18 protein-coding genes are annotated in these 18830 nt (G+C 61.1%); 9 read left to right on the forward strand and 9 right to left on the reverse strand.

Annotation, left to right across the window (positions count from 1 at the left end):
* Positions 1 to 130 precede the first annotated feature (130 nt).
* The 3 genes from HU767_RS00005 to HU767_RS00015 form a co-directional block, all read right to left on the reverse strand.
* Complete coding sequence (locus tag HU767_RS00005) at positions 131 to 1144, reverse strand: alpha/beta hydrolase (protein WP_186705354.1); 1014 nt, start codon at positions 1142 to 1144, stop codon at positions 131 to 133.
* A 36-nt stretch (positions 1145 to 1180) separates the two neighbouring features.
* A complete protein-coding gene (locus tag HU767_RS00010) occupies positions 1181 to 1600 on the reverse strand; it encodes an organic hydroperoxide resistance protein (RefSeq protein ID WP_186728124.1) in 420 nt (139 codons plus the stop codon).
* Positions 1601 to 1989: 389 nt separating this feature from the next.
* Positions 1990 to 2451, reverse strand: coding sequence for a MarR family transcriptional regulator (locus HU767_RS00015; RefSeq protein WP_186728125.1), 462 nt, complete (start codon positions 2449 to 2451; stop codon positions 1990 to 1992).
* 146 nt (positions 2452 to 2597) lie between these two features.
* On the opposite strand from HU767_RS00015, the gene HU767_RS00020 reads away from it, so the two are divergent.
* Positions 2598 to 3347, forward strand: a complete 750-nt coding sequence (locus HU767_RS00020; protein ID WP_186705351.1) for a sulfite exporter TauE/SafE family protein — start codon at positions 2598 to 2600, stop codon at positions 3345 to 3347.
* Here the strand turns inward: HU767_RS00020 and HU767_RS00025 are convergent.
* Positions 3337 to 4191 carry a LysR substrate-binding domain-containing protein gene (locus tag HU767_RS00025; protein WP_027912697.1) on the reverse strand — a complete coding sequence of 285 codons (855 nt, stop codon included), beginning with the start codon at positions 4189 to 4191 and terminating at the stop codon, positions 3337 to 3339. The two genes, HU767_RS00020 and HU767_RS00025, sit on opposite strands and share 11 nt — an antisense overlap.
* Positions 4192 to 4288: 97 nt before the next feature.
* Here HU767_RS00025 and HU767_RS00030 point away from each other — a divergent pair, with 97 nt between their 5' ends.
* Entirely contained in the window at positions 4289 to 4507 is a 219-nt protein-coding gene (locus HU767_RS00030; RefSeq protein ID WP_039588913.1) for a DUF1127 domain-containing protein, read from the forward strand.
* Between the two features lie 64 nt (positions 4508 to 4571).
* Positions 4572 to 5801 carry a winged helix-turn-helix domain-containing protein gene (locus HU767_RS00035; RefSeq protein ID WP_186705350.1) on the forward strand — a complete coding sequence of 410 codons (1230 nt, stop codon included), beginning with the start codon at positions 4572 to 4574 and terminating at the stop codon, positions 5799 to 5801.
* 134 nt (positions 5802 to 5935) lie between these two features.
* On the opposite strand, the gene HU767_RS00040 is transcribed toward HU767_RS00035, so the two are convergent.
* A complete protein-coding gene (locus tag HU767_RS00040; protein ID WP_053183144.1) occupies positions 5936 to 7282 on the reverse strand; it encodes a 3-deoxy-7-phosphoheptulonate synthase class II in 1347 nt (448 codons plus the stop codon).
* A 143-nt stretch (positions 7283 to 7425) separates the two neighbouring features.
* On the opposite strand from HU767_RS00040, the gene HU767_RS00045 reads away from it, so the two are divergent.
* Together HU767_RS00045 and HU767_RS00050 are read left to right on the forward strand one after the other, a co-directional pair.
* On the forward strand, positions 7426 to 8181 hold the full coding sequence (locus tag HU767_RS00045) for a spermidine synthase (RefSeq protein WP_186705349.1): 756 nt from the start codon (positions 7426 to 7428) through the stop codon (positions 8179 to 8181).
* A gap of 486 nt (positions 8182 to 8667) precedes the next feature.
* Positions 8668 to 10341 (forward strand): DEAD/DEAH box helicase, encoded by a 1674-nt coding sequence (locus HU767_RS00050; RefSeq protein ID WP_014337279.1) that lies wholly within the window; start codon positions 8668 to 8670, stop codon positions 10339 to 10341.
* 196 nt (positions 10342 to 10537) lie between these two features.
* Here HU767_RS00050 and HU767_RS00055 read toward each other — a convergent pair whose 3' ends face one another.
* Positions 10538 to 11305 carry a class III extradiol ring-cleavage dioxygenase gene (locus tag HU767_RS00055; RefSeq protein ID WP_186728127.1) on the reverse strand — a complete coding sequence of 256 codons (768 nt, stop codon included), beginning with the start codon at positions 11303 to 11305 and terminating at the stop codon, positions 10538 to 10540.
* A 102-nt stretch (positions 11306 to 11407) separates the two neighbouring features.
* Here HU767_RS00055 and HU767_RS00060 point away from each other — a divergent pair, with 102 nt between their 5' ends.
* Positions 11408 to 12061 carry a thiopurine S-methyltransferase gene (locus HU767_RS00060; RefSeq protein ID WP_186705347.1) on the forward strand — a complete coding sequence of 218 codons (654 nt, stop codon included), beginning with the start codon at positions 11408 to 11410 and terminating at the stop codon, positions 12059 to 12061.
* 92 nt (positions 12062 to 12153) lie between these two features.
* On the opposite strand, the gene htpX is transcribed toward HU767_RS00060, so the two are convergent.
* Both htpX and HU767_RS00070 read right to left on the reverse strand, forming a co-directional pair.
* Positions 12154 to 13041 carry a protease HtpX gene (gene htpX, locus HU767_RS00065; protein ID WP_186705346.1) on the reverse strand — a complete coding sequence of 296 codons (888 nt, stop codon included), beginning with the start codon at positions 13039 to 13041 and terminating at the stop codon, positions 12154 to 12156.
* 303 nt (positions 13042 to 13344) lie between these two features.
* The gene (locus tag HU767_RS00070; protein ID WP_018603142.1) at positions 13345 to 14556 is read right to left on the reverse strand and encodes a pyridoxal phosphate-dependent aminotransferase; all 1212 of its coding nucleotides are present in this window, start codon (positions 14554 to 14556) and stop codon (positions 13345 to 13347) included.
* A gap of 220 nt (positions 14557 to 14776) precedes the next feature.
* Here HU767_RS00070 and msrB point away from each other — a divergent pair, with 220 nt between their 5' ends.
* The 3 genes from msrB to HU767_RS00085 all read left to right on the forward strand — a co-directional run bounded on the left by msrB (position 14777) and on the right by HU767_RS00085 (position 16368).
* The gene (gene msrB, locus HU767_RS00075; RefSeq protein ID WP_186705345.1) at positions 14777 to 15169 is read left to right on the forward strand and encodes a peptide-methionine (R)-S-oxide reductase MsrB; all 393 of its coding nucleotides are present in this window, start codon (positions 14777 to 14779) and stop codon (positions 15167 to 15169) included.
* A gap of 255 nt (positions 15170 to 15424) precedes the next feature.
* Positions 15425 to 15910: a glutathione peroxidase gene (locus tag HU767_RS00080; RefSeq protein WP_186728128.1), complete on the forward strand. Its 486-nt coding sequence runs from the start codon at positions 15425 to 15427 to the stop codon at positions 15908 to 15910.
* Positions 15907 to 16368, forward strand: coding sequence for a MarR family transcriptional regulator (locus HU767_RS00085; RefSeq protein ID WP_072408019.1), 462 nt, complete (start codon positions 15907 to 15909; stop codon positions 16366 to 16368). Before HU767_RS00080 ends, HU767_RS00085 begins: the two co-directional genes overlap by 4 nt.
* On the opposite strand, the gene HU767_RS00090 is transcribed toward HU767_RS00085, so the two are convergent.
* Positions 16352 to 18673, reverse strand: a complete 2322-nt coding sequence (locus HU767_RS00090) for a response regulator (RefSeq protein ID WP_186728130.1) — start codon at positions 18671 to 18673, stop codon at positions 16352 to 16354. The two genes, HU767_RS00085 and HU767_RS00090, sit on opposite strands and share 17 nt — an antisense overlap.
* Positions 18674 to 18830: the final 157 nt, after the last annotated feature.

An 18830-nucleotide genomic window follows, 5' to 3' on the forward strand; every position in this document is an offset into this window, starting at 1 on the left:
CGTCATCGGGTCAATGCGGTATGACTGGATGACCGAGTTGCCTGGGGTGGGGCTGCTACGCAGCCCAGCGGGAGCAAGCTCCCTCGCCACAAAAGCTTCGGCGTGCAGCCACTTCAGCTTCGGCGTGCAATTACTTCAAGTGTTGCTTGAGCTCTTGCGACACCTGCAACATCGCCGAACGCACCGCAGGCACCTGGCTGACGACGTTGAGCAAGCCATAGTCGTGGATCATGCCGTTGTAACGTACAGCTGTGACCGGGACCCCCGCCGCGTCCAGTTTGCGGGCATAGGCTTCGCCTTCATCGCGCAAGACATCCGCTTCGGCAGTCTGTACCAGCGCGGGCGGCAGGCCCTTGAGTTGCGCGGTGGTTGCCCGCAATGGCGAGGCATAGATCTCGCCGCGTTGCCCGGCGTCGGTGGTGTAGTTGTCCCAGAACCACTTCATCATGTTTTTGCTGAGGAAGTGCCCTTCGGCGAACTGGTTGTAGGACGCCGTCTCGAAGCTGGCATCGGTCACCGGCCACAGCAACGCCTGGAAGCGGATCGCCGGGGTGCCCTTGTCCTTGGCCATCAGCGCCACGACCGCGGCCATGTTGCCACCCACGCTATTACCCGCTACCGCTAGGCGCTTGCCATCGACATTGATCTCCTTGCCATGCTCGGCGACCCACTTCGTCGCCGCATAGGCCTGGTTGATCGCCACCGGATAATGCGCCTCGGGTGAAGGCGTGTAGTTGACGAATACCGCGACAGCACCCGAACCCGCCACCAGATCCCGAACCAGTCGTTCATGGGTCGGGAAATCGCCCAATACCCAGCCACCACCATGGAAGAACATGAACACGGGCAACTCACCCTTGACCCCGGCTGGGCGAACGATGGTCAGGCTGATCGGTTGGCCATCGACCTGGATGGTTTTCTCACTGACGTCGGCCTTGGGCAAGGTCAGTTTGACTCCCGCCTGGGCACCCACCAATACGGCGCGGGCGTCCTTGGGCGACAGTTGTTCCAAGGGCTTGCCGGTGCCGGCATTGAGAGCGTCGAGAAACGCCTGGGTGTTGTGTTCGACGATGCCGTCGGCGAAGGCGCTGCTGACGCTGAGGGCGAGAAGGGTGGCGGTCAAGGCTTTGCTGAGCGTGTTCATGTGTATCTCCTTAAGTTCGGGTCCAGGGGGCTATGGTCAGACGGCGACATGCAGGCGCACATCGACGTTGCCGCGGGTGGCGTTGGAGTACGGGCAGACTTGGTGAGCCGCGTCCACCAGGCTTTGTGCGTCGGCTTGGTCCAGGCCCGGCAGGCTGATGTGCAGGTCGATGTCGAGGCCAAAACCGCCGGGGATCTGGCCAATGCCGACATGGGCGGTGATCGAGGCGTCGTCCGGGATCTTGCGTTTGCTTTGGCCAGCCACGAATTTCAAGGCGCCGATGAAGCAGGCCGAATAGCCGGCGGCGAACAGCTGCTCAGGGTTGGTAGCCGCACCGCCTGCACCGCCGAGTTCCTTGGGTGTAGCGAGTTTGACATCGAGGATGTTGTCGCTGGAGATCGCACGACCGTCACGGCCGCCAGTGGAAGTTGCGATTGCGGTGTAGAGAGTTTGCATGATGATCGCCTCGTTTCTGGGTAGGTGTTTTACGCTAAATGTTTGCGCGCTAAGTAGGTGTGAAGAGAATGTATAGCGCTAATATTTTGTGCGCAATGTAAATTTTCGAGGCGAGATGGAATTGGCGATCTGAAAAAGCCTGAAAGCCTTTAGCTAGAGCGGTTATTGAGCGTATAAAAATTTTTAGGAGGGCAGGGTAGACAGGGTTGGCGCTATCGCGAGCAGGCTCGCTCCCACAGTGGGTCTGTGTCGGACATGAATTTTGTGTTCACCGCAGATCCAGTGTGGGAGCGAGCCTGCTCGCGATAGCGGTGGATCAGTTGGTAGGGGTCTTGGATGTACCGGCGCCTTCGCGAGCAAGCCCGCTCCCACAGGTGTTAGCGGTGTTTTTAGAGGCTGTCTTGCAAATGCCCGCGCAGCTCTTGCAGGTCGAGTTGCAGCTTCTTCAACTGCTCCAGGGTCTGGCCGCTGGCGGCGAGGATGCATTGGGGGATGTCGAGGGCTTTTTCCCGCAGGGCACGGCCCTGTTCGGTGAGTTCGACAATCACCACGCGTTCGTCCTCACGGCTGCGGGTGCGGCTCAACAGGCCTTCGGCCTCCAGGCGCTTGAGCAATGGCGTCAACGAGCCGGGGTCGGTCAGCAAGCGTGTGCTGATTTCACCGACGGTCAATCCGTCCTTTTCCCACAGCACCATCATCGCCAAGTATTGCGGGTAGGTCAGGCCCAAGGCCTGTAGCAGCGGTTTATAGACTTTGGTCATCAGCAGTGACGTGGAGTGCAGGGCGAAGCAGACCTGGTTGTCGAGCAGCAGGGCTTCGCAGGCTTCGGGGGTGTCGCGCAGGGTGTTCATGGCAAAACCTTCAAATCAATGATCGTTATGAATCTAGCGGGCAAATCTTTAATGCGCCAGATAATTCTGACGGCCTGATCAGATGGCCCGTTTCCCCGCTGCCGCCGACTGCGTAGGATATGCGCCCTAAGGAAAGGGGAATCGTCTTGTTCGAATTTGTGCAGTTTTTGCTGTTTGGTGCCGTTTTGGGCACCTTGGGAGGATTGTTCGGGATCGGTGGCGGCCTGATTGCCATTCCGGTACTGGGCGTCTGGTTCGGCCTCGACCAGCAACTGGCCCAAGGTACGGCGCTGGTCATGGTGGTGCCCAACGTCATGCTTGCGTTGTGGCGCTATCACCAGCGCAATCGCATTGAGTTGCGCCATGTCCTGCCGTTGGCTTCCATGGGTTTCTGCTTTGCCTGGCTTGGCTCGATCTGGGCGGTGGGGATTGACGCGGACCGCATGCGGATCGGCTTCGTAGCGTTCCTGATCGCGCTGACACTCTACAATCTGGTCCGCATGTTCGCCGCCACTGCACCGGCATCGGCGCAGATGCGTCATGGCTGGCCATGGCTCGCCGTGCTGGGGGCCGCATCCGGCACCATGGGCGGTCTGTTCGGTGTCGGTGGGGCCGTGGTCGCCACGCCGATCCTGACCAGCATTTTTGGCACCACCCAGGTGGTTGCCCAAGGCTTGTCCCTGGCGCTGGCCTTGCCCAGTACGGGCGTGACCCTCGCCACGTACGCGTTTCACCACGAAGTGGACTGGAGCATCGGCCTGCCGCTGGCCATCGGTGGCCTGCTGAGCATCAGTTGGGGAGTGAAAGTCGCCCACGCGCTGCCGGAGCGGCTGTTGCGCGGGCTGTTCTGCGGTTTCCTGGTGCTGTGCGCGGTGCTGCTCGCCTTTAAAGTTTGAAACCTTCGACGATGTGTTCGGCCAGGCACTCGGTGATCGGCGACGGGTTGTGCAGGTTGCGGATCAGCATGATGCTGGCCTCGGGCAGTTCCGGCAGGTCTTCGGCCTCGCCGAGTACGCGCATGTCCGGGGTCAGCAGGCTTTCCAGTTGCGCCGTGATTGCCAGGCCGGCCCCCACCACCGCCATGAGCGCCGACAGGCTCGAGCTGTTGTACGCCACGCGATAATCGCGGCCCATGGCATCCAGTGCGTTGCACGCCCATTGCCGGCAGAAACAATCGCTGTTGAACATCGCCAGCGGCAGCGGTGTTTGTTCGTGGACGTTGAAGCAGGCGGCCTCGGCCCAGACAAAACGTTCCTTGCGTAGCAGCTGGCCGATCTCGTCCCCCGGTTTACGGGTGACGATGGACAGGTCCAGGTCCTGGCGCAGCAGCAACTGCTTGGACGATTCGCAGTGCACTTCGATTTCGATCAAAGGGTAGAACTGGGCGAAGCGTTGCAGGATGCCCGGCAGGAAGCGCATCACGTAATCGTCCGGCGTGCCGATGCGCACCGTGCCGACCATGTGCGGTTCGCGCAGGGTATTGAACACCTCGCTGTGCAGCTTGAGGATCCGCCGGGCATAACCCAGCAGCACCTGGCCTTCGGCGGTGAGCTTGACCTGGCGCCCGTCACGCTCGAACAGTCGTCGCTGCAACACGTCTTCTTCCAGCCGCTTCATCTGCATGCTCACGGCAGACTGGGTGCGATTGACCAATTCCCCGGCCCGGGTGAAACCGCCCTGGTCGGCGATGGCGACAAAGGTGCGCAGCACTTCCGTATCGATGCTCGGGTAACTCGACAATTGATCAATCTCCGAGATGTATTGCATAAGAAACATTCGTTGGATTGATCTTAGCGCTAGCGCGAGACTTGAGCCATCCCCAACGGAGGACATCACGATGAAAGGTCAAAAAGGTTATCTACTGATAGACAAACTCTCCCACGGCTTCTCGGTCAGTGCTCTGCTGCATAAGGTTAGTCGCTGGTACGAATTGCACCACGAACGTGAGTTGCTGGCCGGCATGAGCGACGAAGCGCTCAAGGACATTGGCGTGAGTCGTGCCGACGTAGAGCAGGAAGTGGTTCGGCCATTCTGGGATGACCCAATGCACAAATGAGCCATCCTTTCCTACACAAACCTCTTATTGGTGAGGTAGGTTGCGAGCAGACAAGGAGATCTCCATGCCCGCGACTGTGTCCTTTACCCTCAAACAGGCCCGGCGTCTGGCGTTGGCCGCCCAAGGATTCGATGGGCGGTCGCCGCCAGCTTCGGTGCAACCCTCGCGCCTCAACCGCCTGATCGAACGCCTCGGCGTCCTGCAGATCGACTCCGTCAATGCGTTGGTGCGCTCGCATTACCTCCCGCTGTTCTCCCGCCTCGGTCACTACAATCGCGATTTGCTCGATCAAGCTGCCTGGAGCCAGGGCCGACGTCGCACGCTGTTCGAATACTGGGGCCATGAGGCCTCGCTATTGCCGATGTCGATGTATCCGCTGATGCGCTGGCGCATGAATCGGGCGTCGGGTGGCGAAGGGATCTACCAGCAATTGGCGCGTTTCGGCCAGGAACGCCAGGATGTCATCCGCCGCGTCCTGGCGGCGGTCCAGGAGCAGGGCGCTCTTGGCGCAGGCAGTTTGTCCACACGCCAGGAAAAGGCCGGGCCGTGGTGGGACTGGAGCGCTGAGAAGCATGCGTTGGAATGGTTGTTCGCGGCAGGCGAAGTCACGGTAGCCGGGCGGCGTGGGTTCGAGCGGCTCTATGACTTGCCCGAGCGGGTACTGCCGGCTTCGATCCTGCAGCAACCGCTGCCGGACGAAGCCCAGGCCCAGCGCGCCTTGCTGGTACATGCCGCCGAAGCCCTGGGCATCGCGACCGAGAAAGACTTGCGCGACTACTTTCGCCTCGACCCGGCCGACAGTCGCGGGCGCTTGGCCGAGTTGGAGGAGGCTGGCGAACTGCTGCGCTGTCAGGTGCAAGGCTGGAAGCAACCGGCCTGGTGCCGACCCGCGGTGAAAATCCCTCGCAAAGTTGCCGCCAGTGCCTTGCTGTCGCCGTTCGATTCGCTGGTCTGGGAGCGCGGTCGTACCGAGCGGTTGTTCGACTTTCGCTATCGGTTGGAGATCTACACACCGGTGCAAAAGCGGGTGTATGGCTATTACGTCCTGCCATTTCTGCACAACGAACGAATTGCCGCCCGGGTCGATCTGCGGGCGGAGCGGGCCTTGGGACAGTTGGCGGTGCATGCCGTGCACGAGGAGGCGCCGGGGCTGGACGAGGAGGGGATGCAGGCTCTTGCACTGAACCTGTGGCGCATGGCTCGGTGGTTGGGGCTGGAGCGGGTTCAGCTCAATTGCCGGCGGGAGGGTGGGGTGCGGTTGGCGGTGGCATTGGCACAGATTGATGGTGACTGAGCGGGCCCTTTCGCGAGCAAGCCCGCTCCCACATTGGGCCGAGTCGGTCACTGATTTTGTGAACTCAACAGTTCCTTTGTGGGAGCGGGCTTGCTCGCGAAAGCGATAAATCAAACGCTACAAAGCTGTCTGAATTACCGCCGAACCTGTTTCAATGTCTCGGCAATCAAAAACGCCAGTTCCAGCGACTGATCGGCATTCATCCGTGGGTCGCAGTGGGTGTGGTAGCGGTCCGACAGCCCGTCTTCGGTAATCGGCCGTGCGCCGCCGATGCATTCGGTGACGTTCTGTCCGGTCATTTCGATGTGAATCCCGCCGGCGTAGGTGCCTTCGGCTTCGTGAACCTGGAAGAACTGCTTCACTTCACCGAGGATCTGCGCGAAGTCCCGGGTCTTGTAACCACTGCTGGCCTTGATGGTATTGCCGTGCATCGGGTCGGAGCTCCACAGCACTTGCTTGCCTTCACGCTGCACGGCGCGCAACAGTGGCGGCAAGTGTTCGCCAACCTTGTTGGCGCCCATCCGGGCGATCAGGTTCAGCCGGCCGGGATCGTTGTCCGGGTTGAGCACGTCGATCAGACGGATCAGGTCGTCCGGGTCCATGCTCGGGCCGACCTTGACGCCGATCGGGTTGTTCACCCCGCGCAGGAATTCGACATGGGCGCCGTCCAACTGACGGGTACGGTCGCCGATCCACAGCATGTGGGCCGAGCAGTCGTAATAGTCGTTGGTCAGGCTGTCACGGCGCACGAAGGCTTCTTCGTAGTTGAGCAGCAGTGCTTCGTGGGCGGTGAAGAAACTGGTTTCGCGCAGTTGCGGCGAGCTGTCCATGCCGCAGGCACGCATGAATGCCAGGGTTTCGTCGATGCGGTCGGCCAAGTGGCTGTATTTTTCCGCCAGGGCTGAATTGGCGATGAAATCCAGGTTCCACTTGTGTACTTGGTGCAAATCGGCAAAACCGCCTTGGGCGAAGGCGCGCAGCAGGTTCAAGGTGGCGGTGGACTGGTGATAGGACTGCAACAACCGCTCCGGGTCAGGGACGCGGCTTTTTTCGTCGAAACCGATGCCGTTGACGATGTCGCCGCGATAGGCCGGCAGGGTCACGCCGTCGATGGTTTCGTCGTTGGCCGAGCGCGGCTTGGCGAACTGCCCGGCCATCCGCCCGACCTTGACCACCGGGCAACCGGCGGCAAACGTCATGACGATCGCCATCTGCAGCAGCACCTTGAAGGTGTCGCGGATCTTGGCCGCCGAGAATTCGGCGAAGCTTTCGGCGCAGTCGCCGCCTTGCAGCAGGAACGCCCGGCCCTGGGTCACCTCGGCGAACTGACGGCGCAACTCCCGGGCTTCACCGGCAAACACCAGTGGCGGATAACTGGCCAGGGTCTGCTCCACCTGCAACAGGTGCGCGGCGTCGGGGTAGCGGGGTTGCTGCTGGATCGGCAGGGCGCGCCAGCTGTCAGGGCTCCAGGGTTGGCTCATCATGATCTCTAGGTGATTTACGCTCGGACGGCCATGTTATCAGCAAATTAGTGCGTGACCTGTTCCGCTTGCTTCGCGGACAATCGCGCCTTTGCCCCCCGTATGCGCAGGCTCATGCCCGCCCGGCAACATCAGGAGATGAAATGACTGAGGAGCGCGTCGAGCATTTGCTCGCCGAGGTGCACGACGAGTTCGGCATGATCCGCGTATTCGAAGTGGCCGATTACCGATTTCTCGAGTTTGGCGATGCCATCGAGCAGAGCTGCGTGTTCACGGCCGATCCCAGCTGGCTCGAATATGACTACACCCGCGCCATGCTCATCGGTGCGTTGTGTCACGAGCAGCCGGAAAGTGCGCTGTTCCTGGGGCTCGGCGCCGGTACGCTGACCCAGGCCTGCCTCAAGTTCCTGCCGCTGGAAGATGTCGAAGCCATCGAGCTGCGCCCCGACGTGCCGCGCCTGGCCATCGAATACCTGGGGCTGGACGACGATCCGCGACTGTATATTCGCGTTGGCGATGCCTTGGAATTGCTCGAAACGGCGGAGCCAGCGGACTTGATCTTCGTCGACCTCTACACCGATGTCGGCCCAGGCGTCGGGCACTTGGCCTGGCGGTTTCTGGAAAACTGCCAGAAACGCCTCAACCCCGGCGGCTGGCTGGTGATCAACCAATGGGCTACCGACGACGGCAAGCCGTTGGGCGCGGCGCTGTTGCGTGGTTTGTACCACCGGCATTATTGGGAGCTGCCGGTGAAGGAGGGCAACGTGATCCTGATCGTGCCGGCGGACCTGGATCAGGAACTGGATATGCAAGGGCTGGTGGCCAGGGCCGAAGGGTTGGCACCGCGATTGGGCTATTCGTTGCAGTCGTTGATCAAGGCCATTCGCCCGGCGACCTGATCAAAGTCAGGAATCTTATGGCCGGTGAGTTCCCCTGTGGCGAGGGAGCTTGCTCCCGCTCGGCTGCGAAGCAGACGCCTGGGTTGATCTCTGAAATTGAAGGGGGCCGCTTCGCGACCCAGCGGGAGCAAGCTCCCTCGCCACAAGGGCGGAGGCGTCTGGAGGTGAACCGTTTTAGCCGGCTGTCCTCGGGCCTGGGGCAGCGAGCCCCATAACGGGGTTTGGCAATAAAAAAAGCTCCCTTTTTTGGCGAATTCCGGTATAGTGCGCGCCGGCCTTTAGCCGGGCCGCGTCAAGGTAGCGCAATTCTCCGAAGTCAGCTTCGGTTGCATGTCCGCACAACGGATGCTTCCACGACGTTCTTTTTCCATTCATTCGTTTTCGCAAATCCCCGCCGACAAAGCAGCCAGGGCGACTCTTGAGTCTCAACACGGCATGCGCAGCTTTGGAGCATGGGTCTTTGCGGATGCACTTAGAGGCAGACCCATGACCCAGGAAACCGGCGGCTTCGCCGCTTTTAATCTCAACCCGAACATTCTTGCTGCCGTCACTGCGACCGGCTACGAAGAACCTTCGGCGATTCAGCAGCAATCGATCCCGATCATCATGGCCGGCCACGACATGATTGGCCAGGCGCAAACCGGTACGGGTAAAACCGCTGCGTTCGCCCTGCCGATCCTGCATCGCATCGATCCTGCCAAGCGCGAACCGCAAGCCCTGATCCTGGCGCCAACCCGTGAGTTGGCGCTGCAAGTAGCAACCGCTTTCGAAACCTACTCCAAGCAAATGCCTGGCGTTACCGTTGTGGCCGTTTACGGCGGCGCCCCGATGGGCCCACAACTGAAAGCCATCCGTAACGGCGCGCAAATCGTTGTCGCCACCCCGGGTCGTCTGTGCGACCACCTGCGTCGTGACGAAAAAGTCCTGGCTACCGTGAACCACCTGGTTCTCGACGAAGCCGACGAAATGCTCAAGCTGGGCTTCATGGATGACCTGGAAGTCATCTTCAAGGCCCTGCCAGCGACTCGCCAGACCGTATTGTTCTCGGCCACCCTGCCGCAATCGATCCGTGCCATTGCCGAGCGCCACCTGCGCGATCCGCAACACGTGAAGATCCAGACCAAGACCCAGACCGTCACCGCGATCGAACAGGCTCACCTGCTGGTTCACGCTGACCAGAAGACGTCCGCCGTTCTCAGCTTGCTGGAAGTGGAAGACTTCGACGCCCTGATCATGTTCGTACGCACCAAGCAAGCGACCCTGGACCTGGCCAGCGCCCTGGAAGCCAAAGGCTACAAAGCCGCCGCGCTGAACGGTGACATTGCCCAGAACCAGCGTGAGCGCGTGATCGACTCCCTCAAGGATGGCCGCCTGGACATCGTTGTGGCGACCGACGTCGCGGCCCGTGGCCTGGACGTTCCGCGCATCACCCACGTATTCAACGTGGACATGCCGTACGATCCTGAGTCCTACGTTCACCGTATCGGCCGTACCGGCCGTGCCGGTCGCGAAGGCCGTGCGCTGCTGCTGGTCACCCCGCGTGAGCGCCGCATGCTGCAAGTGATCGAGCGTGTGACTGGCCAGAAGGTGGCTGAAGTTCGCCTGCCGGACGCCCAGGCCGTTCTCGATGCCCGCATCAAGAAACTGACCAACAGCCTGTCGCCACTGGTGGCTGACGCCGAATCGACCCACGGTGATCTGCTTGATCGCCTGACCGCCGACATCGGTTGCACCCCACGCGCCCTGGCCGCCGCACTGCTGCGCAAGGCCACCAATGGCCAAGCGCTGAACCTGGCTGCAATCGAGAAGGAACGTCCGCTGGTGCCGAACAACGCACCGCGTGGCGATCGTCCTGAGCGCACCGGTGATCGTCCGGATCGTGGTGATCGCGAGCGTCGTGCACCGATCCCGCTGGCCGAAGGTCGTGCGCGCTGCCGTACTGCGCTGGGTGCCCGTGACGGCATCGCCGCCAAGAACCTGCTGGGTGCCATCCTCAACGAAGGTGGCCTGGCCCGCGAAGCGATCGGTCGCATTCAGGTGCGTGACAGCTTCAGCCTGGTAGAGCTGCCGGAAGATGGTCTGGAGAAGTTGCTGACCAAGTTGAAAGACACCCGCGTGGCTGGCAAGCAGCTCAAGCTGCGTCGCTACCGCGAAGATTGATCGGCTCTCGGGCTGATTGATCGAACATGAAAAATCCCCGACTGGTTCGGGGATTTTTTTCGCCTGTCGTTTGGGGCTCCTTCAGGGGGAGTGGTGTGGACGCCAATCGCGAGCAGGCTCGCTCCCACACTGGACTTCGGCGCTCACCAAACCCCTGTGGGAGCGAGCCTGCTCGCGATTGAAGCGACGCGGTCCATCAGTCGAACCGATAGATGTCCATCCCCAGCGTCCCCATGGTGAACCCCCCATGGGCAACACTGAATTTCCCACCCGCACCCCGGGCAAAATACAGCGGCAGCAAGTGCTCGTCGCTGGGGTGGCTGCGCACGGCATTGGGCGCCTGGCGGCGGTAGTCGTGCAACGCGGTCTCGTCGTTGGCTGTCAGTTGCTCGACCATCCAATCGCGAAAGGCCTTGGCCCAGGGCTCGATACTGTCAGGGCCGGCATTCCAGTCCAGGTCGCGCAGGTTGTGGGTGATGCTGCCGGAGCCGATCAGCAAGACGCCTTCGTGGCGCAGGCTCGCCAAGGCCTGGCCCACCTGGGTCTGTAACACCGGCCCCTGGCGACTAGGCAGGGAAACCTGTACCACCGGGATGTCGGCGTCGGGGTACATCAATGACAATGGCACCCAGACGCCATGGTCGGACGGCCGTTGAGGGTCGAGGCGTGTCGGCAGGTGCGCGGCGTTGAGCATGTCTGCGACTTGCATCGCCAGTTGTGGATTGCCTGGCGCGGGGTATTGCACTTCATACAGCGCCGGTGGAAAACCGCCGAAGTCGTGCCAGGTGCGCGGTTGCGGGTTGGCGCTGACCAGCAGGTCATTGCTTTCCCAGTGGGCGGAGACGATGACGATGGCCTTGGGCTTGGGCAATTGAGCGGCAAGGCTGGCCAGCGCCGGGCCGCTGGCGCCGGGCTCCAGGGCGAGCATCGGTGAGCCATGGGAGATAAACAGGCTGGGCAGCATGGACGGACTCCTGAGCGTTAAGATGGGTCATCTTCCGTCAGGTCTATGATCTAAATCTAATATAAGTTTTAGCCCGTTTTGATCGATTTTTTGGAGTGAATCATGGAGCCCGAGTTTTGGCACAAGCGCTGGTCATCGAACCAGATCGGTTTTCACTTGCCGGAGGTGAACCCCTACCTGCAACGGTTCTGGCCGCAGCTGGGGTTGGCCCAGGGCAGTCGGGTGCTGGTGCCGCTGTGTGGGAAAAGCCTGGATCTGTTGTGGCTTGCCGATCAGGGGTATTCGGTGTTGGGGGTGGAGTTGTCGGAAAAAGCTGCGGCTGATTTTTTCCTTGAACATCAGCTTGAGCCGAGCATCAGTGAAGAGGGCGCGTTCAAAGTCTTTCGGTCCGGTGATATCGAAATTCGCTGCGGTGATTTTTTTGCCCTGGAGCCGGAGGATGTGGCCGATTGCACGGCGCTGTATGACCGTGCGGCGTTGATCGCCTTGCCGGTGCCGATGCGGGAACGGTACGCGACTCATCTGCAGAAGATCTTGCCAAACGGAGTCGGATTGTTGATTACCCTGGATTACAACCAGGATGAAATGCCGGGTCCACCTTTCTCCGTGGGAAATGATGAGGTGCAGCGGCTGCTGGGGAATGGCTGGCGGCTGGAAGTCTTGCAGGAGCAGGATGTGCTTGGGGAGAGCTGGAAGTTCTTGCAGGCGGGTGTGAAGAGGCTGGATGAGCGGGTGTATCGGATTTTCGGCCGTTGATGTGTTGGCTGGGATGGCGTCAGGTCGGCAGTACACAAATGAGCAGACAAGAAAAAGCCCGCATTACTGCGGGCTTTCTTTTGAGTTACCTATCAGCCCCGACGACGAAGTGCGTCAATACGCTCTTCCAGCGGCGGGTGGCTCATGAACATGCGAGCCAGGCCCTGCTTGATGCCGCCGTTGATGCCAAAGGCATTCAGGGTGTCGGGCATGTGCACCGGCAGGCCTTGCTCGGCGCGCAGGCGCTGCAGGGCGCCGATCATGGCGCTGGTGCCGGCCAGGCGTGCACCGGCGTCGTCGGCGCGGAACTCGCGTTTGCGCGAGAACCACATGACGATGGCGCTGGCGAGGATGCCCAGTACCAGCTCGGCGAAGATGGTCGCCACGTAGTAGGCGATGCCCTGGCCTTCTTCGTTCTTGAAGATCACCTTGTCGACGAAGTTACCGATGATCCGGGCGAAGAACATCACGAAGGTGTTCACCACGCCCTGGATCAACGCCAGGGTCACCATGTCGCCGTTGGCGACGTGGCCGATCTCGTGGGCCAGCACGGCCTTGACTTCATCGGGCGAGAACCGCTCGAGCAAGCCCTGGCTGACGGCAACCAGGGCGTCGTTCTTGTTCCAGCCGGTGGCGAAGGCGTTGGCCTCGTAGGCCGGGAAGATACCGACTTCCGGCATCTTGATACCGGCTTCGCGGGACAACTGCTCGACTGTCTGCAACAGCCATTGTTCGTGACGCGTGCGCGGCTGGCTGATGATCTGGGTACCGGTGCTCATCTTCGCCATCCACTTGGAGATGAACAGCGAGAACAGGGAACCGGCGAAACCGAACACCGCACAGAAGATCAGCAGCTGAGTGAGGTTGAGGTCAACCCCATTGGCCGCCATGAACCCGTTGAAGCCGAAGAGGCTCAGGGTGATGCTGGCAATCAGCACGACCGCCAGGTTAGTGGCCAAGAACAGCAGGATGCGCATCATGGTTGTGAAAATCTCCTCATGCTAAAGATGTAGCGTTATGCGGGGTATATAAGGTGCTGCCGCAGGCTATTCAACTCGCCGACTATTTCAAACTGTGTCCTACAGCCGTCCTAAATGTTTGAAAGACTTTTCTGAAAGTGACAAGGGAAAAGAAATGCGCTGCCTGCGCCCCATGAACGTTGAGCCCCGCTGCACGTTGGCCGTCCTGCACCGAGTGTAGAAGGCCCGACGAAACCGGCCCGAACGGATATGTTGCTGAATCAAACAGCGTGCGAGGTGAGGACGCCTCGCACGCAGTCCGGCTTATTGACGGTAGGACTTTAGGAAGTTGCCGATCCGGCCAATGGCCTGGTCGAGGTCATCGACCCGTGGCAGGGTCACGACGCGGAAGTGGTCCGGCCATGGCCAGTTGAACGCCGTACCCTGGACCACCAGCAGCTTTTCGGACAGCAGCAGGTCGAGGACGAATTTTTCATCGTTGTGGATCGGGCAGACCTTCGGGTCGATCCGTGGGAAGGCATACAGCGCGCCCATGGGCTTGACACAACTGACGCCGGGGATGTCGTTGAGCAATTCCCAGGTGCGATTGCGTTGTTCCAGCAGCCGGCCCTGGGGCAGGACCAGGTCGTTGATGCTTTGGTAGCCGCCCAGTGCCGTCTGGATCGCGTGCTGGCTCGGCACGTTGGCACATAGGCGCATGTTGGCCAGCATGTCGATGCCTTCGATGTAGCTCTGGGCATGGTGCTTGGGCCCGGAAATGGCGATCCAGCCGGAGCGGAAACCGGCAACCCGATAGGATTTGGACAGGCCGTTGAAGGTCAGGCACAGCAGGTCCGGCGCCAGGGATGCGGTGCACACGTGCACGGCGTCGTCGTAGAGGATCTTGTCGTAGATCTCGTCGGAGAACACCACCAGGTTGTGCTGGCGGGCCAGTTCCAGCATGCCCAGCAACACTTCCCTGGAGTACACGGCGCCGGTCGGGTTGTTCGGGTTGATGATCACCAGGGCCTTGGTGTTCGGGGTGATCTTGGCCTTGATGTCCGCCAGGTCGGGGAACCAGTTGGCCTGTTCGTCGCACAGGTAATGCACCGGGTTGCCGCCGGAAAGGCTTACGGCAGCGGTCCACAGCGGATAATCCGGTGCCGGCACCAGTACTTCGTCGCCGTTGTTGAGCAGGGCCTGCATGGACATCACGATCAGCTCGGACACGCCGTTGCCCAGGTAGATGTCCTCGATGCCGATCCCTTCGACCTGCTTTTGCTGGTAATACTGCATTACGGCCTTGCGCGCGCTGAACAGGCCCTTGGAGTCGCTGTAGCCCTGGGCGGTCGGCAGGTTGCGGATGACGTCCTGGAGGATTTCATCGGGCGCTTCGAAACCAAAGGGGGCCGGGTTGCCGATGTTCAGCTTGAGGATGCGATGGCCTTCCTCTTCCAGGCGTTTGGCGTGCTTGAGCACCGGGCCGCGAATGTCGTAGCAGACGTTGGCGAGCTTGTTCGATTTGCTGACCTGCATGGCGATGTGTTCCCGAAAATGAACGATCCAGGCGGCGTGTGAACTACCGTACTGGGGATCCTGCGTCTGTGCCCAGGCCTGACGCGGTATAGGCGCCACAATCCGTTTGAATGCGCATGACGTGACTGCCAGACTGGCGTCTGACGAGGCGCAATCATACGTGCCGCCCGATCTGCGGAAAAGCGTCGGATCGGGCTTTTTCAATTGCCGAGGTAGGACGATGGAAAAGTTGCAGAAAACCCTTGAAGAATGGCGCGCCATGCTCGACCCGGAGCAGTACAACGTCTGTCGGTTGAAGGGCACCGAGCGGCCATTCTCCGGTAAATACAACGAAACCAAGACTGACGGTGTGTACCACTGCATCTGCTGCAACGAGCCGCTGTTCGATTCGAAGACCAAATTCGATTCGGGCTGTGGCTGGCCGAGTTTCTACGCGCCGATCGAAGGCAGCGCGGTGGTAGAGGTAAGGGACGTCAGCCACGGCATGATCCGCACCGAGGTGGTCTGCGCCCAATGCGATGCCCACCTGGGCCATGTCTTCCCCGACGGCCCGCCGCCTACGGGGTTGCGGTACTGCATCAATTCGGTGTGCCTGGACCTGGTCCCCCGGTAGGGCCTGTTCACCACGACCCCTGTGGCGAGGGAGCTTGCTCCCGCTGGGCGGCGCAGCCGCCCCAAAACGGCTTGGCGCGGTTTTTCAAGAAGACCGTGTCGGCCGGTTTACGACGGCTGCGCCGCCGAGCGGGAGCAAGCTCCCTCGCCACAGAGTCCCGTAGGTTCTCAAGGCCGTGGGGCGAACAATTAGATTGCATACAATTTAATTGCTCGCTATCTTCTGCGTCCTCTTCTTCCAATCCGGAGTCTTGCCATGAGCGACAACCTGCTGAACATCCCGTGCACCACCATCAAGGGTGAGCAAAAGACCCTCGCTGATTTCGCCGGCAAGGCTGTGCTGGTGGTCAACACGGCCAGCCAGTGCGGATTTACCCCGCAGTACAAAGGGCTGGAGGCGTTGTGGCAGACCTACAAGGACCAGGGCCTGGTGGTACTGGGCTTTCCCTGCAACCAGTTCGGCAAGCAAGAGCCGGGCAATGAAGGGGCGATCACCGAGTTCTGCGAACTGAATTTCGGCGTGAGTTTTCCCCTGTTCAAGAAAGTCGAAGTCAACGGCGCCAACGCCCATCCGCTGTTCGTCCAGCTTAAACAGCGGGCCCCTGGCGTGCTGGGGTCCAAAGGCATCAAGTGGAATTTCACCAAGTTCCTGATCGGCAAGGACGGCCAGGTGGTCAAGCGTTTTGCCCCGACCACCAAACCCCAGGACCTGACCGGCGAGATCGAAGCACTGCTCAAATGAATGATCTGTCAGCCGATTCGTTAAAGCTCGACAGCCAGTTGTGCTTCAAGCTGTACGCCGCTTCCCGTGCGGTGATCCGTGGCTACAAGCCGATGCTCGATCAACTTGGCCTGACCTATCCGCAATACCTGGCGATGCTGGTGTTGTGGGAGTGGCAGGACACGGCCCCGCCACAGCCGACGGTCAAGGCCCTGGGTGAGCGTTTGCTGCTGGATTCCGGCACGCTGACGCCGCTGCTCAAGCGCCTGGAACAGTTGGACCTGGTCCAGCGCCAGCGTTCAGCCCGGGACGAGCGGGAGGTGCACTTGAGCCTGTCGGCTGCGGGGCGCGCCTTGCGCGAGCAGGTCGGCCCGCTCAAGGCCCGCCTGTTGTGCGACAGCGGTGTCGATCTGGACCGCCTGGGCGCGTTGCGAGACGGTCTCGATCATTTGCTGGGCCAGATCAAAGCGCTGACGTAGTGGGCACCCACTGGTCCAGCACGGCCGCCAGTTCTTCGCGGCGGAACGGCTTGGACAGGTAATCGTTCATGCCGGCCGCCCGGCAGCGCTCACGTTCCTCGGGCATCGCGTTGGCCGTCAGTGCAACGATCGGCAGGTCCGACCAGCGTCCGCTGCGGCGAATCTGCCGGCTGGCTTCGTAACCGTCCATCACTGGCATGTTGCAGTCCATCAACACCAGGTCGAACACCCGCTGTTCCAGTTGATCCAGGGCTTCGACGCCGTGGGCCGCGACGGTGACTTCACAGCCCAACTTGACCAACATGCCCTTGGCCACCAGTTGGTTAACCGGATTGTCCTCCACCAGCAATACCTGTCCGCGCCTGGACGGCACCAGGGTTTCGATCTGTGCGTCGTTGATGGTGGTCGCCTCGTTTTGCATGGCGCGTCGCAGGATCTGGTACAGCGCATGGCGTGCCAATGGTCGGGCCTGTTGTACCAGCGGTGCGAGGGCAGCCGCTTCTTCGCTGGGCATGAAGCTGCCATAGGCGGTGACCAGCAGGATCGGCGCATCAAAGGTCGGCCGCAGGTTGAACAGGCATTCCGGGCAGTCAGTGATCAGCACGTCAGGCTTGAGCCCCAGCAGCCCGTCATCGATGGAGCGCCGCACATAATCCAGGCCCCATCCTGGCAGTAGCATGCCTAGCAACTCGGCCAGGCCGCTGCTGCTGGCGGTGATGGCGACGACATTGCCGTGCAGCGGTTCGACCGGCGTTGCCGGAAGATGGCAGGGCAGCGGCAGCTCTGCACAGAACTGACTGCCGAAGCCGGCTTCGGAACTGATCGTCAATCGGCCCTGCATGGCTTCGCAGAGGTTGTAGGTCAATGCCAGGCCCAGCCCGGTGCCGCCAAACTGACGGGTAATCCCGGCCCCGGCCTGGGTGAACGGTTGCAGGATCCGCGCTTGGGCCTCCTGGGGAATACCGATACCGGTGTCGCAGACTTCGATTCGCACGCCGCCTTCGTAATGGCTCAACTTCACGTCGACCCGGCCAAAGCGCGTGAACTTCAATGCGTTGGACAGCAGGTTGCTGACGATCTGCCGCACTCGGGTCGGGTCGCCGATGACTTGTGCCGGGAACTGCGGCTCGATCAGGCAAGCCAGTTCGACACTGGGGGCCGCGTTCTGGGAAAGCAGGTTCGCGGTGTCCTCCACCAGGGCGCCGAGGTCGAACGGGATGCGTTCGAGTTCCAGTTGACCGGCGTCGAATTTCGACAGGTCAAGGATGTCGTTGAGCAGTTCGACCAATACCTTGCCCGAGTCATGGGCAATCGAGAGCTGCTGCTGTTGCTCGGCCGTCAGGGGACCGTCCAGGGACAGGGCGATCATTCCCAGCAGGCCGTTGAGCGGCGTGCGGATCTCATGGCTCATGTTGGCGAGGAACACGGAGCGGGCTTCGGCCATGTCCAGGGCCGTGCGCCGGGCTACCTCCAGCTCTTCGTTGGACTGGCTGAGGCGGGCGTTGATGGCCTTGAGTTCGGCGGTGCGTGCCGAGACGATGTTCTCCAGTTGCGCCAGGTATTCAGTGAGGCGATTTTCGGCCGTGCGCCGTTGTTGAATTTCCGTGGAGATATTTTCGAACTGCTGGTTGGCGACGGACACCAGCACGCCGATTTCATCGGACTGGTGGCCGGAAGGGCATTCCAGGCGGTTCTGTTCGTTGCTGCTTGGATCGCGGCTGCTCAACTCGCGAATGACCCGCACCAGGGGCTTGGTCAGCATCACGTAGAACAGCGCCAGCAGCAGCCCGGTCAGGATCAGGCTGCGGGCGAAACCGTTGAGCAAGGTGACCTCGGCGCGGCGCAGGAAACGGCTGCCGAACGCATAGGTGTCGACGTCCAGTCGCAGTATGCCCAGGGATTCGGCGGGTAAATGGTCCAGGTAGAGCCGGTCCTCGAACTGACGCTGGGCGCCGAACAGGAAGTCGCTGATGAACCGGTAGCTGCTTTGCAGTTCGGGCCGCTTGACGCTGGCCAGCACGGTATTGTTGTTGTCGATCAGCTCGGCCCCGATGATGGCCGGTGAGCGCAACAGGCCCATGGACAGCTCCTGGGCGAGTTCGGCGTCGATGTTGTAGGCGATGCGCGAGGCCGGGTTGTGGCTGATTTCCAGCAACGACAGGATTTCACGGTTGATCGACGCGTCTTCGCTGGCATAATCGATGCCGATCTGCATCAGGCTGAGCAAGGTGCCCAGCACGAAGCCCACCAGGACGGTCAGGCGGGCCTGCTTATAGGAAAGCCGTTGAGTGAATCGGATGTCCATGGAGTGATGAACCACTTACGTTTCCCTTCGCCGGTCAAGCATAGCTGATCATCTCTGAATACCGGTGCAACCGGTTGGTTTTGTGTGAAGTAGACCCGCCATTGGATACGGCGTTTCGTTGCTGGAGCGCCATCATTACTGTGAACCTGTCCGAGGA

Origin of the sequence: Pseudomonas sp. SWRI179 (genome assembly GCF_014268705.1) — a bacterium.
Classification (GTDB): Bacteria; Pseudomonadota; Gammaproteobacteria; order Pseudomonadales; family Pseudomonadaceae; genus Aquipseudomonas; species Aquipseudomonas zanjanensis.

Excerpts from the sequence above, each read along its gene's own strand:
- HU767_RS00035 (WP_186705350.1), top strand. The coding sequence starts at position 4,572 with ATGCCCGCGACTGTGTCCTTTACCCTCAAACAGGCCCGGCGTCTGGCG.
- HU767_RS00080 (WP_186728128.1), top strand. The coding sequence starts at position 15,425 with ATGAGCGACAACCTGCTGAACATCCCGTGCACCACCATCAAGGGTGAG.
- HU767_RS00040 (WP_053183144.1), bottom strand. The coding sequence starts at position 7,282 with ATGAGCCAACCCTGGAGCCCTGACAGCTGGCGCGCCCTGCCGATCCAG.
- HU767_RS00050 (WP_014337279.1), top strand. The coding sequence starts at position 8,668 with ATGACCCAGGAAACCGGCGGCTTCGCCGCTTTTAATCTCAACCCGAAC.
- HU767_RS00085 (WP_072408019.1), top strand. The coding sequence starts at position 15,907 with ATGAATGATCTGTCAGCCGATTCGTTAAAGCTCGACAGCCAGTTGTGC.
- HU767_RS00070 (WP_018603142.1), bottom strand. The coding sequence starts at position 14,556 with ATGCAGGTCAGCAAATCGAACAAGCTCGCCAACGTCTGCTACGACATT.
- HU767_RS00055 (WP_186728127.1), bottom strand. The coding sequence starts at position 11,305 with ATGCTGCCCAGCCTGTTTATCTCCCATGGCTCACCGATGCTCGCCCTG.
- htpX (WP_186705346.1), bottom strand. The coding sequence starts at position 13,041 with ATGATGCGCATCCTGCTGTTCTTGGCCACTAACCTGGCGGTCGTGCTG.
- HU767_RS00015 (WP_186728125.1), bottom strand. The coding sequence starts at position 2,451 with ATGAACACCCTGCGCGACACCCCCGAAGCCTGCGAAGCCCTGCTGCTC.
- HU767_RS00060 (WP_186705347.1), top strand. The coding sequence starts at position 11,408 with ATGGAGCCCGAGTTTTGGCACAAGCGCTGGTCATCGAACCAGATCGGT.
- HU767_RS00045 (WP_186705349.1), top strand. The coding sequence starts at position 7,426 with ATGACTGAGGAGCGCGTCGAGCATTTGCTCGCCGAGGTGCACGACGAG.
- HU767_RS00010 (WP_186728124.1), bottom strand. The coding sequence starts at position 1,600 with ATGCAAACTCTCTACACCGCAATCGCAACTTCCACTGGCGGCCGTGAC.
- HU767_RS00090 (WP_186728130.1), bottom strand. The coding sequence starts at position 18,673 with ATGGACATCCGATTCACTCAACGGCTTTCCTATAAGCAGGCCCGCCTG.
- HU767_RS00005 (WP_186705354.1), bottom strand. The coding sequence starts at position 1,144 with ATGAACACGCTCAGCAAAGCCTTGACCGCCACCCTTCTCGCCCTCAGC.
- HU767_RS00030 (WP_039588913.1), top strand. The coding sequence starts at position 4,289 with ATGAAAGGTCAAAAAGGTTATCTACTGATAGACAAACTCTCCCACGGC.
- msrB (WP_186705345.1), top strand. The coding sequence starts at position 14,777 with ATGGAAAAGTTGCAGAAAACCCTTGAAGAATGGCGCGCCATGCTCGAC.